The 16,471-nt window shown below is 32.4% G+C and carries 23 protein-coding genes; 5 read left to right on the top strand and 18 right to left on the bottom strand.

The window, feature by feature from the left end; all coding sequences use genetic code 11:
- The first annotated feature begins 61 nt into the window (after nucleotides 1-61).
- The 5 genes from BW731_RS11670 to BW731_RS11650 all read left to right on the top strand — a co-directional run bounded on the left by BW731_RS11670 (nucleotide 62) and on the right by BW731_RS11650 (nucleotide 4,283).
- A complete protein-coding gene (locus BW731_RS11670) occupies nucleotides 62-415 on the top strand; it encodes a hypothetical protein (RefSeq protein ID WP_079348378.1) in 354 nt (117 codons plus the stop codon).
- Entirely contained in the window at nucleotides 415-1,497 is a 1,083-nt protein-coding gene (locus BW731_RS11665) for an ABC transporter permease (RefSeq protein ID WP_233120510.1), read from the top strand. The genes BW731_RS11670 and BW731_RS11665 overlap by 1 nt, the downstream gene beginning before the upstream one ends.
- A gap of 21 nt (nucleotides 1,498-1,518) precedes the next feature.
- Nucleotides 1,519-2,160 (top strand): ABC transporter ATP-binding protein, encoded by a 642-nt coding sequence (locus tag BW731_RS11660; protein WP_079348374.1) that lies wholly within the window; start codon nucleotides 1,519-1,521, stop codon nucleotides 2,158-2,160.
- Nucleotides 2,161-2,262: 102 nt separating this feature from the next.
- Nucleotides 2,263-2,928, top strand: a complete 666-nt coding sequence (locus tag BW731_RS11655; protein ID WP_079348372.1) for a response regulator transcription factor — start codon at nucleotides 2,263-2,265, stop codon at nucleotides 2,926-2,928.
- Entirely contained in the window at nucleotides 2,925-4,283 is a 1,359-nt protein-coding gene (locus BW731_RS11650; protein ID WP_079348370.1) for a sensor histidine kinase, read from the top strand. The genes BW731_RS11655 and BW731_RS11650 overlap by 4 nt, the downstream gene beginning before the upstream one ends.
- Before the next feature lie 109 nt (nucleotides 4,284-4,392).
- Here the strand turns inward: BW731_RS11650 and BW731_RS11645 are convergent, their stop codons facing one another.
- From BW731_RS11645 to phnC, 18 genes are all read right to left on the bottom strand, one after another.
- Nucleotides 4,393-4,860, bottom strand: coding sequence for an NUDIX domain-containing protein (locus BW731_RS11645; protein ID WP_079348368.1), 468 nt, complete (start codon nucleotides 4,858-4,860; stop codon nucleotides 4,393-4,395).
- Between the two features lie 42 nt (nucleotides 4,861-4,902).
- The gene (locus BW731_RS11640) at nucleotides 4,903-5,835 is read right to left on the bottom strand and encodes a M28 family peptidase (protein WP_079348366.1); all 933 of its coding nucleotides are present in this window, start codon (nucleotides 5,833-5,835) and stop codon (nucleotides 4,903-4,905) included.
- 214 nt (nucleotides 5,836-6,049) lie between these two features.
- Nucleotides 6,050-6,580 carry a GNAT family N-acetyltransferase gene (locus BW731_RS11635; RefSeq protein ID WP_079348364.1) on the bottom strand — a complete coding sequence of 177 codons (531 nt, stop codon included), beginning with the start codon at nucleotides 6,578-6,580 and terminating at the stop codon, nucleotides 6,050-6,052.
- A 32-nt stretch (nucleotides 6,581-6,612) separates the two neighbouring features.
- Entirely contained in the window at nucleotides 6,613-7,572 is a 960-nt protein-coding gene (locus BW731_RS11630; RefSeq protein WP_079348362.1) for an IS30 family transposase, read from the bottom strand.
- 270 nt (nucleotides 7,573-7,842) lie between these two features.
- A complete protein-coding gene (locus tag BW731_RS13005) occupies nucleotides 7,843-7,974 on the bottom strand; it encodes a hypothetical protein (protein ID WP_269844060.1) in 132 nt (43 codons plus the stop codon).
- A 29-nt stretch (nucleotides 7,975-8,003) separates the two neighbouring features.
- Nucleotides 8,004-8,282 carry a hypothetical protein gene (locus BW731_RS11625; RefSeq protein ID WP_079348360.1) on the bottom strand — a complete coding sequence of 93 codons (279 nt, stop codon included), beginning with the start codon at nucleotides 8,280-8,282 and terminating at the stop codon, nucleotides 8,004-8,006.
- A 159-nt stretch (nucleotides 8,283-8,441) separates the two neighbouring features.
- A complete protein-coding gene (locus tag BW731_RS12755) occupies nucleotides 8,442-8,618 on the bottom strand; it encodes a hypothetical protein (RefSeq protein WP_198931948.1) in 177 nt (58 codons plus the stop codon).
- A 1-nt stretch (nucleotide 8,619) separates the two neighbouring features.
- Entirely contained in the window at nucleotides 8,620-9,000 is a 381-nt protein-coding gene (locus tag BW731_RS11620) for a hypothetical protein (RefSeq protein WP_079348358.1), read from the bottom strand.
- A 428-nt stretch (nucleotides 9,001-9,428) separates the two neighbouring features.
- Nucleotides 9,429-9,659: a hypothetical protein gene (locus tag BW731_RS11615; protein WP_079348356.1), complete on the bottom strand. Its 231-nt coding sequence runs from the start codon at nucleotides 9,657-9,659 to the stop codon at nucleotides 9,429-9,431.
- A gap of 47 nt (nucleotides 9,660-9,706) precedes the next feature.
- Entirely contained in the window at nucleotides 9,707-10,255 is a 549-nt protein-coding gene (locus tag BW731_RS11610; protein WP_079348354.1) for a VanZ family protein, read from the bottom strand.
- A gap of 443 nt (nucleotides 10,256-10,698) precedes the next feature.
- Nucleotides 10,699-11,289 (bottom strand): helix-turn-helix domain-containing protein, encoded by a 591-nt coding sequence (locus BW731_RS11605; protein WP_079348352.1) that lies wholly within the window; start codon nucleotides 11,287-11,289, stop codon nucleotides 10,699-10,701.
- A gap of 127 nt (nucleotides 11,290-11,416) precedes the next feature.
- Nucleotides 11,417-11,665, bottom strand: a complete 249-nt coding sequence (locus BW731_RS11600) for a DUF2087 domain-containing protein (protein WP_233120508.1) — start codon at nucleotides 11,663-11,665, stop codon at nucleotides 11,417-11,419.
- A gap of 118 nt (nucleotides 11,666-11,783) precedes the next feature.
- Nucleotides 11,784-12,110: a type II toxin-antitoxin system PemK/MazF family toxin gene (locus BW731_RS11595; RefSeq protein ID WP_079348350.1), complete on the bottom strand. Its 327-nt coding sequence runs from the start codon at nucleotides 12,108-12,110 to the stop codon at nucleotides 11,784-11,786.
- Nucleotides 12,111-12,344 (bottom strand): AbrB/MazE/SpoVT family DNA-binding domain-containing protein, encoded by a 234-nt coding sequence (locus tag BW731_RS11590; protein ID WP_079348348.1) that lies wholly within the window; start codon nucleotides 12,342-12,344, stop codon nucleotides 12,111-12,113.
- 149 nt (nucleotides 12,345-12,493) lie between these two features.
- Complete coding sequence (locus tag BW731_RS11585; protein WP_079348346.1) at nucleotides 12,494-14,038, bottom strand: bifunctional metallophosphatase/5'-nucleotidase; 1,545 nt, start codon at nucleotides 14,036-14,038, stop codon at nucleotides 12,494-12,496.
- Entirely contained in the window at nucleotides 14,031-14,840 is an 810-nt protein-coding gene (gene phnE, locus BW731_RS11580) for a phosphonate ABC transporter, permease protein PhnE (RefSeq protein ID WP_079348344.1), read from the bottom strand. The genes BW731_RS11585 and phnE (BW731_RS11580) overlap by 8 nt, the downstream gene beginning before the upstream one ends.
- A gap of 15 nt (nucleotides 14,841-14,855) precedes the next feature.
- Nucleotides 14,856-15,656: a phosphonate ABC transporter, permease protein PhnE gene (gene phnE / locus BW731_RS11575; RefSeq protein ID WP_079348342.1), complete on the bottom strand. Its 801-nt coding sequence runs from the start codon at nucleotides 15,654-15,656 to the stop codon at nucleotides 14,856-14,858.
- Between the two features lie 2 nt (nucleotides 15,657-15,658).
- A complete protein-coding gene (phnC, locus tag BW731_RS11570) occupies nucleotides 15,659-16,408 on the bottom strand; it encodes a phosphonate ABC transporter ATP-binding protein (RefSeq protein WP_079348340.1) in 750 nt (249 codons plus the stop codon).
- Between the last annotated feature and the right edge of the window lie 63 nt (nucleotides 16,409-16,471).

The raw sequence follows: 16,471 nt of genomic DNA, 5'->3' as shown, positions 1-16,471 counted from the left end.
TTATAGAAACTACAAACTAATTTGATATTATCAAACCACAAATACAAAAAGGAGTGATTTTTTGAAACTATTAAAAAGGACTTGGTGGAATATCACCAATCAAAAGAAAAAAAATCTTATTTTATTTTTTTTATTTTTATTGATAAGCATCACCGTTATCACAGGAATATCAATTAAATCAGCAGTAAAACAATCTTCTATACAAGCAAAAAAACAAATCAAGGCAGAAGTAACCTTACAAACAGATTTTATGTCGGCACAAAATGCTGGGAAAATAGATGCTACACCAGAGTTTAATGCATCAATGGTAAGTAAATTAAAAAAAATGCCTGAAGTGAAAAATGTCGAAGTCGAAAGTAAGAGTTACATCAACTCAGACTATCAGCTAGTTTTAACAGAAGAAGAAAAAAAATGATGGGAAATATACAAGAAAGTGGCATGCCCGATGGATATAAAACACCTACTCAGTATTTATTTGGTGTTGATAATTTCAACCAAGTTGATTCGTTTAAGAACGGCTATGCATCTTTAGTTGAAGGTGAAGCACCCTATAAATCAACTAAAAAAAATCCCGTTGTTATTTCAAAAAAATTAGCTGAAACAAATAATCTTAAAATTGGAGATACGTATAAAATTAATGGTGGCTACTCATCAAGCAAACCTGTTGATTGTACTATAGTTGGATTGTTTGATTACTTAGAACCCAAGAAACAAACAGATTCAAATCCAATGAACTTTGTAGACCCTATGGAAAAAGAAGTAAATAAAATCTATACAACAACAAAAGTCGCTGAAGATACCATTAAATTAGACGATCCGTCTAAACATCAAATGAATTATGACTTTATTAAATTGAAATTAACAAGTTCTGATAAAATTGACACAATTATTTCAAAGATAAAAAAAGAATTCAATTATGATTGGACATATACAAAATTTATTTCTGATAAGGATCAAATTTCTAATATGACCGCTTCTATTGATCAATTATCAAATATCGCCAATATCGTTATACTATTAGGAACGATTACCACACTCATTATCTTATTTTTATTTATGTTATTTTCATTTAAGGATAGGATTTTTGAGTTCGGATTACTTTCTTCGCTTGGTGAATCTTCTGTTGGGATTATGATACAAGCGATACTAGAGTCTACAATCATTTTATTCATATCTTTCTCGATAGCAGTTGGAGTTAGTCAACCTATTGCAAATACAGTTGGAAACCAAATACTTTCCAATACAGTAGAACAAGCAAAAGAAAACTCAAATACTAATAATAACCAAATTAATAACGGACAAATGATAGTTCAACCCAATATGATTGAAGAAGAAGAAAAAGAGCCTATTGATAGCATATCCATCAAAACCCTAAAATCCAATACAATACTCATATCTTTAGGTATTATCTTTGCTATTTTACTCATTGCTACAACTGTGCCACTATTAATGTTACTTAGAAAAGACCCAAAAACAATCTTACTAAGAACTGAATAACAAACTTTAAGGAGGAATATTATGTTAACAGCTAAAAATATAACGTTTAAATATCTTTACTCGGAAGTATTGACTGACATAAATGCAACATTTGAGTCGGGAAATATGTATGCCATTATTGGTAAGTCTGGTAGCGGAAAGACCACCCTACTCTCACTATTATCAGGACTCTCATCATTACAAGATGGCGATATTTTATTTGAAGGTCAATCATTAAAAAATATGAATCTAAGACAGTATCGTAAAAAATGCGGTATCGTGTTTCAATCATTTAATTTGATAAACTACTTAACTCCCATTCAAAATATTGTTTTAGCCTTAGACATTCAAGGATACAGAGGAAATAAAAAACGGAAAGCCAAAGAGATGCTCGAAAAAGTTGATATCACACACGAACAAATGACTCGAAAATGTGCTGAACTATCAGGTGGTCAACAACAACGAATTGCCATCGCTCGCGCCATCGCAAGTGATGATAAAATTATTTTTGCTGACGAACCGACAGGAAGCCTAGATACAGAAACTAGCCAGCTCATCATCGATCTGCTTAAAGACTTAGCTCACCAAGAACAAAAGTGCGTTATTTGTGTGACACATGATTTAGAATTAGAAAAAATAGCGGATGTAACGTATCGAATTTCTAATGGAAAACTATACGAATGAAATACTTATAGCATATGCTATAATAAGTATGATTATAGCAATAGCATTTGAATAATCGTTCATAAAAAGTAGTTTTAAAATCAATATTCAGGAGGGAAGGATATGGCGGATATTTTAGTTGTTGAAGATGACCCGGTGATTAACCAAGTGATAACTGAGTTTCTGACAGAACATGGTTACAAAGCAACTTCAGTAACAAGTGGTAAAGAAGCTCTAAACGTGTTTGAACAGCAACCATTTGATTTAGTTTTATTAGATATTATGATTCCGGAAATAGATGGTTTGACTGTTTTAAAATCCATTCGTGAAACATCAAATGTCGCAGTAATTATGTTGACAGCTTTGGGTGATGACATCACTCAATTAGCGAGTTTTAATCAAGAAATCAGCGATTACGTTGTCAAGCCATTCTCCCCTCTTGTCTTGATGAAACGGATAGAAAACGCCTTGAAATACCAAAAAGTTATTGAAGAACCATTGATACACATAACACCTGATATTCAAATAAAAAAAGACAGTTTGGAAGTTTTATACGAAAAAAGTAAAGTCAGCTTTACCGAAAAAGAATTTGGTATTTTACTAAAACTTGGGGAAAATATGGGGAAAGTTGTCTCTCGTGAACAGCTACTAAACCATGTTTGGGGTTATGATTATTTCTCTGATGACCGAATTTTAGACAATCATATAAAAAATATTCGCAAAAAATTACCTTCATTACCATTAAAAACGATTAAAGGAAGAGGATTTATCATTGAGGTATTGGGATGAAGTTATTTACCAAAAATTTTTTATACACGACTACCATTATCTTTCTCGTTACGACTCTTCTTTTAGCTATTTTATATGTCAGTATGCCAAAGTATTATCTCTATACACAAGAAAAAAAAGCGGCCAAAACGGTCGATGATGTTATAACCCAAATTGACGGCAAATCAACAGACGAAATTGTCGAGTTTTTAACAAAACAATTTTTAAAAGATAACAATTTGAATTTTACTGTTTCTGATAAAAATAATTTAATTATATTTCCAGACTTTATTAATTTCCAGGAAGATATCATTCTATCCGTCGATAGTTCTGACTTATTGTATTACTCGAATATCATTAATAAAACAATTGTCACTAATAAAGGACAAAAACTTGATGTAGTAGCCCAATATTCATTGCAACAAATAACCGATGCAAGAGATGTCCTAATCCGTTTGTATCCTTTTCTATTGCTGATGGCACTGATACTTGGAAGTCTGGCTGCATTTCTTTACAGCAAACACTCAACTAAACGAATATTGAAATTGATGGATAAAACAACTGATATGCGCGAATTAAGGCATGATATTATGTGTGATGTATCGGGCAATGATGAAATTTCACAACTAGCTGATAATATCAACAAACTCTATAATACTCATTTAGAAACGATTTCGATGCTCAAACAAGAAATAAAAAAAGTTGAACAAGCTGAACAATCAAAATCGAATTTTATGCGAATGGCCTCCCATGAATTAAAAACACCACTCGCTGGTATGACTGGTATTGTTGATGGCATGATTTATAATGTGGGAAAATTTAAAGATCGTGATACCTATCTTCTAGTTTGCCAAAAACTGTTAAAAGAACAAGCAGATTTGATCCAAAATATTTTATCAGTCACGTCGTTAGACACACTTGATTCTGTGCACCACACAAAAGAAACCATTTGCCTAGCTGAGTTAATCGAAAATCAATTAGAAACCTATCGATTGCTTGGAGATTTAGGAGAATACATCATCACCATAAATCTTGATAAGCAAGACTATATCGAGGGTAATCGCTTGATGGTTGACCAAGTTATATCAAACGTTTTGAGCAATGCATTTAGGTACACCCCTTACGGAAAAACAGTTGCTATAACGCTAGCTAATCATCAGTTGATTGTAGAAAATGACTGCCTTCCAATTGATATTCAATCAATCGAACAACTATTTGAACCTTTTTATCGCTTTGATGATAGCCGAGATAAAAAAACTGGTGGAACAGGCTTAGGCTTATACATCGTAAAACAAGTAGCCGAAAAAAATCATTGGCGGATAACTATCAATGTGACAGATAAAAATACGTTTAAAATAGTGATAGACTTTAAATAATCAATTAACATATTAGTTATTAAATACAGAAATTCCATGACATCAGTGTGTTAGTAAACGGATGTCATGGAATTCTTTTACTTTCTTAAGTGAGCATATTTCTTATATTTTATATGGAAGATAAATAGTGATCACAAAAATCATTAATAATCTCCATTTCATGACGAGCTATATCACTTGGTAGCTCTTTTAAAGAAAAGAAACGACAGTCTTTTGTCTCACTTGTTACTTTGACAATATGTTGTGAATAAGCTTTTATGTAAAAACTGATTGACACAAAAGAACAAACATCTCCATTAGGATAGGTATAAGTTTGCGTTTTACCGCCAAATACATTTAACAATTCAAGATCAGATTCTTTTGTTTTTAAGCCTGTTTCTTCAAATAATTCTCGACACATGGCTGTATAAGGTGATTCATATAGTTCAATAGAACCAGCTGGTAAACCCCATAATCCATTATCACTTCGTTTAATTAACAACAGCTCATTATTTTCTATTAACAAACCTAATACGCCAGCTACTACTAATGGTCTATTGCCAACCTCTTTTCTTAATTCTAATAAATAATCCTTCATTTCTCCACTCTACCTCGTTTAATTTGATTTTTTCTATGACGCTTATATTTTATGAAGAAAAACAATCATGATTTGTGATAACAGTCTGATGTTTTCAGGATCAAATATCGTATCTCTCTTAGTATGGACTCTATCTATGTAGTAACCAAATAGTGGCGCTCTTTTAGCAGCACAAACACCCACACTATTTTTATAAAAAATCTGATCAGAAGTATACACATTTTTAAAAGCCGAGCCAAATTGATAGTCTTTAGAACTATCCTTTAACGTTGTCACGACAGACAACTCTAATAAGTCAGAAAAAAATGACTCTCTAAATTGTTTTTTCGTTACAAAATACAACGTTTCCCCATCACTCACACAGTCAAAATTAATCATTGGTTTTTCATTGATAATGTTTTTATGTTTTTTATTAAAAGCCATTGAACCAATCAAGCCACTTTCCTCTTCATCAAAAAAGACAAAACAAACCTTTTCTCTCAACTCAATTGGTAGATCCTCCATAATACTTAAAAGAGTGGCAACACCTGATGTATTGTCATTAGCCGTGTGTTTATTGGCAGCACTGTATGACACAAACATATTATAACCAAACAATCCAAGGAGTGATATAATCAGCTTCGCACCTAAATCAAGATGCCATACATTTGATATGACAACAATCACAATCAATACTAAAATCATTGGAATCAACGTCCACAACTGACTAAGAAAAAACGAAATCCAGTTACTAAATCCCATGAAAATTGGAAAATAAAAGTTGGCTTGCGTATCATAGTGAGCTGTCAACATCACATCAGCTTTATCAATGTCTCCAACGACTAAATTTGTTCCGTTTTTAGAATAATTATCTCGTTTCACATCATAACCATACTCTTTCAAATGAGATGATATCCAATCTGCAAAGACTTCTTTTTGTTGCGTCGATTTTCTCACTTGATACTTGTCTAATAATATTTTACTGCTCTCTCTCATAACTCAACTCCTTTTACTCTTTTTATCCCAACACCCTTATTTCATTAATTATAGAGCCGGGATTTTTTCTATTTTAAGACTTCTAGGTCAGCCTCTTTTAACTTAATATAGGGTAAAAATTTAAAGTTTGTCAGAGTTAACATAATCTAATATTATATAGACAAGGTCTTAGAATCTATTACAAGACCTTTATTTTATTTAAGCTATGTCAAGATTATCTTAAATAGTCAGAGCGTAGTACACTATAAACAGCTACGTCAACGATACCTTGATTATTCAATCCCGCTTCCCTAAAAATACCTTCGAATAACATACCTGATTTTTCCATAACGCGCCCAGAACTTGGGTTATTTACATCATGTTCAGCTTCAATTCGATTCACATCTGTTGTTTCAAATAAAAAATCAATCACTCTTGTTAAGGCTTCACTCATATATCCTTTATTCCAAAAATTTTCACCTAAAACATATCCTATTGTTTTTGTTTTGAGTTGCTTTTTGTCATCAACAACTGCTATGTTACCAATCAATTGATTAGTTTCTTTTAAAACAATGCCCCACCCTTCACGTCTATTTTTTTCTTCATAAGTTAAATATTCTTCTGTAATTTCTATTGACGTGTGATGTTCCCATGTTAAATATTTAGCAACTACCTCAGAACTTGTCCAGTTCTCAAAAACCTCAGTAGCATCAGCTACAGTCATTTTTCTTAATTTTAAATGTGGGGTTTCTAAACTTTTAGTCATTATCATGCATCTCCTTTTAATTTTTTCATTTGTCAAATTAAGCTAGACAAAATATCGTTGTCTACATAACTCAAAAATACTTCCAATGGTGTTTTATAGTTTAATGATTTTCTAGGAATATTATTTCTTTTAGAAGCGATAGATTGGATAAAAGATTCCTCAACTTTGTTGAAATCCATTTGTTTAGGTAATCCATCTTTACGTAATAACCCATTAGAGTTTTCATTTAAGCCACGTTGTGATGGTGTTCCTGGATCGGCAAAATAAATATCAATATCATTTAGATTGCTGATTGATTTCCAATTAGAAAATTCTTTACCACAATCGAATGTGATTGATTTAAATAGATGGCATGGAAACTTTTTAAACCAATTATTTAAACTATTTTCGATATCTATTGCTCGTCTGCCTATTGGTTTTAACGTAATAATCACTTTCGATAGTCTTTCAACGAGTGTGATAACAGCACTTTTATGATGTTTTCCAACAATTGTGTCACCTTCAAGGTGACCAAATTCATTATTAAAGAGTTGATAGTCCTTATTACGTTGATGGATGGTTCTTTTAAAGGCTTGTTTACCTCTTTTTTCTTTATAACCATTCGCTTTCCTTTTACCTTTCATAGGTAATGCGGTCAAATCAAACAGTCCTTGCTTAAATAATCTATAAAGAGTACTGATAGAACATGAGATAGGAAACTCAGCACGACCAATAATGACATCTGGAGTCCATCCTTGAACAACCTTCTTTTGAATGTATTCTGTTTCATTATCAGATAAAGAAATAGGACGCCTGCCACAATTCTTTTTATTATTTTTGTATCTTTTATAGTAATCTAGTGCAGATAATCCCTCATCAAAAGCTTTGTAAACATTATAGATAGTCTGTTTTGCTCGTTTCAATTGTTTCGCAACGTATGTTCCTTTTTTATTTTGATGGTAATAAGCTTCTATCAAAACTAGCTCGTCTGTAGTAAGATGTGTATAGGTCATTTGTGATCACTCTCCTTGTTTTCTTTGGTTGGAAATACAATTTGAGTGTATCACAAATGATTTTTTAGTTGTCTAGCTTAATTTTACAATCGGCGTTTTTATACTCATATTTTTACCAATAAAGGTATCACATTATAAAAAATGAACTATGATACAAAATTTTGAGTTCGTAATTTTTGGCAATATTACAATTCATACTTTATACAATAATGAATTCCATGTTAGTCTTTTTGAATTCTCTTAAAATCATCGATTCTCTTTTCTACTTATTTACATTGATTTTGTTGCTGATAATAATTGTAATTCAGATGTTAGTTTTAAATATTTTTCTAACTTCTCACTTCTTTCCTTATCCAAATCTTTCACATCACTATTTGCTCTAATTTCGTGAACTGAATCCACATATATACTTGTTAATTTTGATAACTTATCTAAGGTATTATCATAAAAGTAAAAATAATTTTTTCCATCCTCTTTTTTACTATCATTAAATTGTCTTCTTTATTCGCTTTTATCCGATTACTTAACCCTTGTAGCAACCCTAACCTCTTTTCACCATTTTCATTAATCATCACTTTTTTCAATGATTTATCTTTATATAGTTCATCCCATAAAACATCAAACGTTGCACCGTCTTCAAACTTGCTCTTTAGAATTACAGGTAACTTTTCTCTAATCAATTCTGTTGCACTAATTTCTTTTTTTACCATGCATATCATTCACTTCTTTTTTAAAGTATGTGAATGATAGCTTCATTTCCTGTCAAATTCAATAAAATTTATAAATATTTTAGCTTTAATACTAACTTTATCTTTAGCCGTAATTCATAAATTTAACAACATATCAAATAATTTTAATTTTTTATCAAATCACTTTGTATTTAATTCTTTCATTACAGCTTTTACAATCATTCCTACTGTTTCATCCAGCATTTCACTGACTCTTTTTTTAAATTCTTCACTCGATGTATATTTTACAATTTGAGAAGAAATAATATTAATAATCGCTTTACCTATTTTAATGCCTGTCTTTTTTATAATCTCCATTTTATTTATCCTTTTCTAGTTTATTAACTTTGTCCTTTAATATTTTTTTTAAAAATTTATTATTAGTTTTACTTACCAAAAATTTAAAAGCTTGCAAAGTAAGTTGTTTTTCACTTATATCTGGATTAAGTGCTGTTTCAGCTTTCAGAGAGTAATATAAAGCTGTTGGATTTATATCTATACTATTATTTAATTCTGTTAGCTTAACATTAACTTCGTCTTCTATCTTATTAGTTAATTCTTTATCCCACATATCTTCTGACACTGAATCTTGAACCTTTTTAATTTCTTGATTAATATTCTTCTTTATTGCTAATTCATTACTTTTTTTAAAGCTATCTATTTTATGTTCAGACTCTAAAATTACTTCTTTACTATCCATTGCTAACATCCCCTATATATTAAAATTATTAACCATACTTAAAAAATTATTAAAGCACCAATTTATATTTATTATACCTTATTACATTGTCATAAAAAACTTATAATAATATTTTAAATATTTTTTCACTTATATCAAAAGGTGGATACTTCAATGATACATGATTTTTACCATGATGTTTTTTATTATTTTAGGGTGGCTAACTTGATTCTACAATTAACCTATTAAAAAATTGATTATCAAAAAAACTGACAACCATTAAGTTGCCAGTTATATTGGAAGTAGTTTTTATATTCATGAATCACCAATAACCATCACTCACTTTTTTTAGGAAAAGCTAATAGTGACACTAGCACGAGTCCAGTTGAAATGAGTACTTTGCCAATTTATTTCGTTTCCTTTTTCAAAATTATCATCCTAACAGAAATTTATTTGTTTTTATTTTCCACTTCTTTAGCTATTTCTTTTTGCAAATCCTTAATGAAATCCTTTGTATCCATCATACTGGCTCTATTTTCAACAGAAGCACCTTTATTTATACCACCTAATCCGGTATTAACCATCCTACCCCACCCTTTTAACGGATCTTTACCTTTTGCACGCAACTTATCATTTTTTAACCGTATTTTTTCTGATTTTAAGAGCTTTTTGTCTGTCATAATCAAACCCTCATCTCTTTTTAATTATTATACCATATTTAATCTAATCAAAATATAAATGCACAACACACAGAAATCAGTAAGTAAACAAGCCAGTCAACATTTTTTCCATCATTTCTTTGGATGCGCCATTTTAAAATATATTTCCCAATCATCCAGCCTATCATCACTCCTAATGTATTCATCAATAAGTCATTAACATCTGTTTGACGATACATCGTAAAAATCTGCCCAATTTCGATTAATAACGAAAATGATAATCCAACGAGAAATGTTTGCATAGCAGATTGAAATACTCGCCACATGACAACTAGTGCCATGCCAAACGGAATAAACACTAAAATATTTAAGGCACTACTAATATCAAATCCTTGGCTAAATGGAATCCAAATAATAGAAGGATTGACTATTGTTCCAACACGTTGCGATAGTTGACTTAATTGGCTGATACTCGTAAACCCAACCACATCAACCAATAAAATACTTAAATACATGACAAACAATATACTCCAACCTACATAACCTTTTGCCACACTATCTTTTTTAAGCGCTAGAAAAAGCACTGTTAGTGTTATACTAATTATCATTGCCATCATAAACACGCTCCTATATTTTGATTATATATGAAACTACCGTTTTTTAAATCAACCTAAAGTATGAAAATAATTAAAATAAACATACATCATACAAAACTATCTGTTACAATCAAGAAAACAACTAAATGAGGTGTCTGATATGCACATCAGTAAAATACAATGGTTTTATATGGTTATCGCTTTTATTATCGGGTTTTATTGTTTAACAGAAGTCTTTCGCGACATTGTATTAGGTTTTGGACTATCACTAATTGGAGCTGTCATAGCAATAATCATTGTAAATCTTATCGAAAAGACAAAATAAAAAGAGGCTGACCCAAAAGTAAGTTTTTAAATAAAAATCACTAAACTAACAAAATAGAAACCCCATGCAGTCAGTGTTTTAATAAACTGATTTCATTGGGTTTTTCTATTTTAAGACTTTTGAGTCATCCTCACATACTCTAAAAAAATTTCATCATAAATACCGTGAGATACTTAATAACTATAGCTAAAATAACTATAACAACTGAAAATGCGCCAACTACCAAGATTTTTTCTTTGATATTGTCTTTTGTGCTACGAGCTTTTTGTAACTCTTCTAACGTGGTATCACCTTCAGAAAAGGCAATAATTTCTCTAAAGGTTTTGATATTGTGTTTCTTCTTCGCTTTTTCTATCTTTATCGCATAATACATCAGACCTATCGAGAAAATTAAAAAAGGAATTAAAGCTTTTATCCCATCATAAACGACTGCAAAAGGCACACCAATTACTAGCAATAATATAATAAATACTAGCATCCCTTTTGTATTTTTTTCCAATTTCTCATTTTCTACTACATTTTTCATTATTCTCATGTCCCCTTTGACTAATTCATCTAGGGTGATATCAAAAAGTATACTTAAAGCCAATAGGTTATGAATATCAGGATAGCTTTTATCGTTTTCCCATTTTGAGATTGTTTGACGTGTGACATAAATTTTTTCTGCTAAGATTTCTTGAGAAAAGCCATAAAGCTCCCGATATTTTTTTAATTGCTTACTAAAGTTCATTTTTAATCCTCCTAGTAAAATTAAGAGTACATCATAAAATAATAAATTGTCTGTCTACATTTGATGACATTGCCGATATATCAACATGTATCCTATTGTTTACATGTCCGTAAATCACTGTTACTACTCATTCTTCTTTGCTTTTCTTCTGATAAGTACTCCCGTAATCATATCTTACCAAATAACAATTATCTATTAAAAATCGTCTTAAAATCGCAGAATCATCGTAAAAGTTTTTTAAGATATCGTTAATTTCTCTTTCAGTGTAATCTGTGTTCTCTTCAAATTGGTCACTTATTTTTTCAAATAATAATGTTTTATCTTTTGTTTTTCGAGGAATTGTCGTCAGCTTTCCATCTTTAAAAAAAACGATCAATCGTCATATTAACCCTCTTTTTTCGTCATTCATTATATCCTAGTTACTGACTCCTTGTCTTGATTTTCCCAAAATAAAAACTCTTAGCACCAGTCTAAGAGTTTTATCTATCTATTAGTTATATAAACATATCAATGACTTCCGTTACTTCAATCCACGTTAGCATATCACACTGTTCAATAATCTCTAAATTTCTGGTTGTATAATCAATCGAGCGTAATTGATGTGCGACCACTTCACCTTCAATTTTTTGCGGGTGTTTGATACTGATGTAAGTCGAATATTCCCGGTTTGTTGATGTGATGGGACACACCAAACAAAATCCAGTATGTCGATTGAACTCATCGCGACTCACAACTAAGGCTGGACGACGTTTTTTGATTTCTTTTCCTTTTGACGGATCAAAATCCATCCAGACAATATCTTTTTGTTTCGGTGCATCCATCTAGTGCTCGTCTCCTTGAGAAGCCATGATATCCCATTCAGTGTCTTCTTCTGTCACTGATTCTCTAAATCCTGCCCAATCATCAGCATGTTTAAAAATGTCTTCTTTTTTTGGTTTCAAAATATAGGCATCGCCTACTTTTGAAATAGTAAACGTTTCGCCAACTTCAGGCGAAATATCTTTAGGAAAGATGGCGCCAACAGAATTACCTATTTTTCTAGCAACTGTTTCCATGATTTTCATCTCCTAATGGTTTGTTAAATTAAGTATAACTAGATTTAACAAAGGTGTCAAAAATAAGTGATTAACGCAAAAATACCGACTAGTGTTAGCTAGCCGGTAAAGATGTATCATTAAAATTTTAAGAATGATAAGGTTAGGTTTTATTTTTCTACTTTAAAGTCAAACGTTGTTTTGGCTTCATAATTTGGATGGGCTTGTAAAAAGTTTGAAATAAGTTCAGTCATATCAACTGTCACTTCTTTAATCATTTTTGACGCATCAAACATCGCGTAATTTCCGCCCCCAACTGCGCGGTATTGATTAATCACGATGTCAAGTTCATCAGTCATCTCAACTGGCTTACCTTTATAAGTCAGTTCAACAACACGTTGCCCTACAGGATTTGATACGATAACTTTATAGCCAACACCACTATACATATCATAGTTGTAATGCTCTGTTTTCGGGTATAAGAATTTGTCACTCACGACAATTTCGTCATCCTCATTAAGAGCAAAATACTCCGCACTTTGTTCAAGTGCATCTTTCAAATCTTGCCCTGAAACAGTTAACACAGCTAAAGTATTCGGATAAATATAATTTGTCACGATATCACGCATGGTCACATCAGACTGGAATCCTTTACTGTCATTATCAAACAATGCTGTACCAGAGATATCAACGCCTGTCGCATCCATCTGCACGTCTTGAATGAATTCGATATAGGCATGCCCATTAATTCGCACACTCATCGGATCATTAATCGTCATATCACCTTCAATGTGTCCAAGTGGTTGATCCAACCAATTTTCGACAGTATCTAAAACTGGTTTAAACTTATCGACGATTTCTTTATCAGCCACATAGTCAGTCATAGATAATAGCTCAGCTTTTGAATCTGTCACTTGTTTATGCTCATCTACCATCAATGTCATTTTCCCAACATGTTTGGCTTTGTCGCCTGGTTGAGTCACAGGTGTGTTATTTACTTTTTCTGCAATCACTCGGTGTTGATGCCCAGTAACAAACGCATCAATCCCCTCAACTTGGGTCACGATATCATAGCCTTCGTTTTCCCCTGTTAAGTTTTCAGTTGCTTCACCAGTCTGCAAATCTTTTTCAAAACCGCCATGATAACTCACAATGACAATATCTGCTTCCTCTTTAAGTTTCGGCACGTATTGCTTCGCTGTATCAAGAGCAGATAAAAAGGTCAGACCTTTTATGGTTTCAGGTTGCTCCCAATTTGGAATATAAGGTGTTGTCAGTCCTAGAACGGCAATTTTTAACCCATTTTTTTCTAAAATCACATATGCTTGCCCTGTTAGTGGCTCATTTTTGTCATTCAAAATATTGGCACAAACGATTGGGTAGTTCAGTTGACTCACTGTATCAAGTAAGTACTCAACCCCATAATTAAACTCATGGTTACCAAGAACGCCGACATCATAGTCAACTGAATTCATCATATCAGCGACTTGTTTACTATTCTTTTGTTTTGAAAGATAGTAACTCATTGGTGAGCCTTGTAAAAAGTCCCCATTGTCGATTAGTACAACAGTACTGTCTTTTGCATCTTGTTCTTTTTTAATAGCTGTGACAGCTTTGGATAGTCCAAAAGGCAAATCTTGATTGATAGCACGAAAATCTGTCGGGTACAAATAACCATGTGTATCACTAGTAGAAAGAATTGTAATCTTATCCATTGACTAATTTTCCTCTCAAATAATTTGATATCACTTCGACAATTAAGATTAACACGATTAAGCCAATTAAGATAGACCCTACTTGGTGCCAACGATATGAATTCATCGCGAAAATAAGTGGTGCACCGATACCTCCAGCTCCTACTAACCCTAAAATTGTGGCGTCACGTAAGTTCATATCAAAACGGTAAATTGTTATTGAGGTAAAGTTTGCAATTAACTGCGGAATAATACCAAAACGAATTTTTTCAAATGTTGTACAGCCAAAAGAGTCCATTGATTCTAAAATCCCTGTATCAATTTCTTCAATCACATCAACATACAGTTTTGAAACCATCCCTATTGACGTTAAAGACATCGTCATAACACCGGCAAATGGACCAGGTCCCGTTACACGGATAAACATTAACCCATACACTAAAGCTGGAATTGTTCTAAGCACGACAACAAAAGCTCTCATGAATAGATAAACTGGTTTTGGCATGATACTTGGTGCCATTAAAAAGGCAATCGGGATGGATAAAATCGCCCCGAAAATCGTTCCTAAAAAAGCAATACAGATTGTTTCAAATAATAAGTAAGGCACACCTTGTTTCGTGCCGTTAAATAGTAAATTTGTGTCTGGTTGGACAATTCCTTTAAGAATGTTTGCAGCGATTTTTCCGCCACCTTCGTCCATCGCATTAAAATTTAACGCTGACAACGACCAGATAAACGCCCCAAGCAAGACAGCTACTAAGATAACGTATTGCTTTGTCTTATTTGGTTCTTTGTTTAATTCAGTTAAAATACGTTCATTCATATATGTCTTCCTTTTCTATTGTAATTTTTTACGGAAAAATTCGCTGATTGTTTCGATGATTCCAACAGAGATAACTAATACTACTAGAATCGTTCCAACGTTTCCATAGTCACGCCAACCCAACTGTTCATTCAGCAAGATACCTAAACCACCGGCTCCAACATACCCTAAAATTGAGGCATATCGTAAGTTTCCTTCGAAGTTAAACAAAGAAGTCGATAGATAAGATGGTAAAATAGCTGGAATCACACTATAACGAAAGGCTTGTAAACGAGTTAGTCCCATCGATTCAAGTGCTTCAAATGTCGACATATCCAGTGCTTCGATTTGTTCGTAAGTTAGCTTTCCTACATATGAAATCGTAAAGATGAAAATAGCAACAGTTCCTGCCATTGTTCCAAGACCAAATACGAAAGTGGCGATTAACGCGATAACGATTGTTGGTAATGTTCTTAAAAAACTTAAAATCAGTTTGAATAAAGAAGAAACAAAGCGATTTTTTACAATATTATTAGAAGCCAATATAGCAAATGGAACAGCCAAAATTGCTCCAATAAGTGACCCTAAGAGTGACATTTTGATTGTGTCAAAAAGTGGTGTCCATACTTTACTTAAAAAGTCCATTTTAGGTGGAAACATAGCTTTTAGCATCACAAAAAACTGATCGCCACGAGTTATTAATTGCGTGAAGTTAAACTGCGTTACTTGAATAGAAATATACATAAAGATAAGAACTAATAACACAATAAGCGGAGTGTAAGATGCTTTTTGAACGACTTGTTTTCCATTCGGCAAAGTGATCGTTTTTTTACGCATGATTACTCTCCTTTCTTATCCCCATCATAAATGGTTGATAATACTTCTTCCGTCACGTCTTCTGATGGACCATCGTAGACGATTTGTCCTTCTTTAATCCCAATGACTCGATCAGCATATTCTAATGCCAAATCAACATGGTGAATATTAATCAATACAGAAATATCTAAGTCTTTGTTGATACGTTTAAAATCATCCATAACTGTTTTCGCTGTGACAGGGTCAAGTGCGGCAACTGGTTCATCGGCTAAAATAACTTCAGGATGACTTGCTAGTGTTCTAGCTAAGGCCACACGTTGTTGTTGCCCACCAGATAGTTGATCCACTCTGACAAATGCTTTGTCTAAAATCCCAACGTTATCAAGAGCCTCTAGTGCTGTCACTTTGACGTCTTCTGGGAAAATACCAAATACACGTCTCCACCATGGTAACTCTGGAACTGATGAAATCATGACGTTCTTTAACACAGTCGCACGTGTGATTAAATTAAATGATTGAAAAATCATCCCAATTTTACGACGAAATTCTCTAATTTCTTTCCCTTTTATTTTACCAACGTTTGTATCATTCACCATCAGAGTCCCACTTGAAATGTCATGCATACGATTGACACAACGAATCAAAGTTGATTTACCTGCTCCTGATAGTCCGATGATTGCCACAAACTCACCTTGTTCAATTTCTAAATTAATATCTTTTAACCCCACATAACCATTTGGATAAACCATTTGGACATTATCAAACTTTATCATCTTAAAATCCTTTCTAAAAACAAACTGCCATCATCAAAAGAGATGATCGCAGTTTGACGTTTC

This window comes from Vagococcus martis (assembly GCF_002026305.1).
Lineage (GTDB): Bacteria > Bacillota > Bacilli > Lactobacillales > Vagococcaceae > Vagococcus > Vagococcus martis.
Note: the sequence above shows the minus strand (reverse complement) of the source record. Positions and strands in the feature narration are given on the sequence as shown.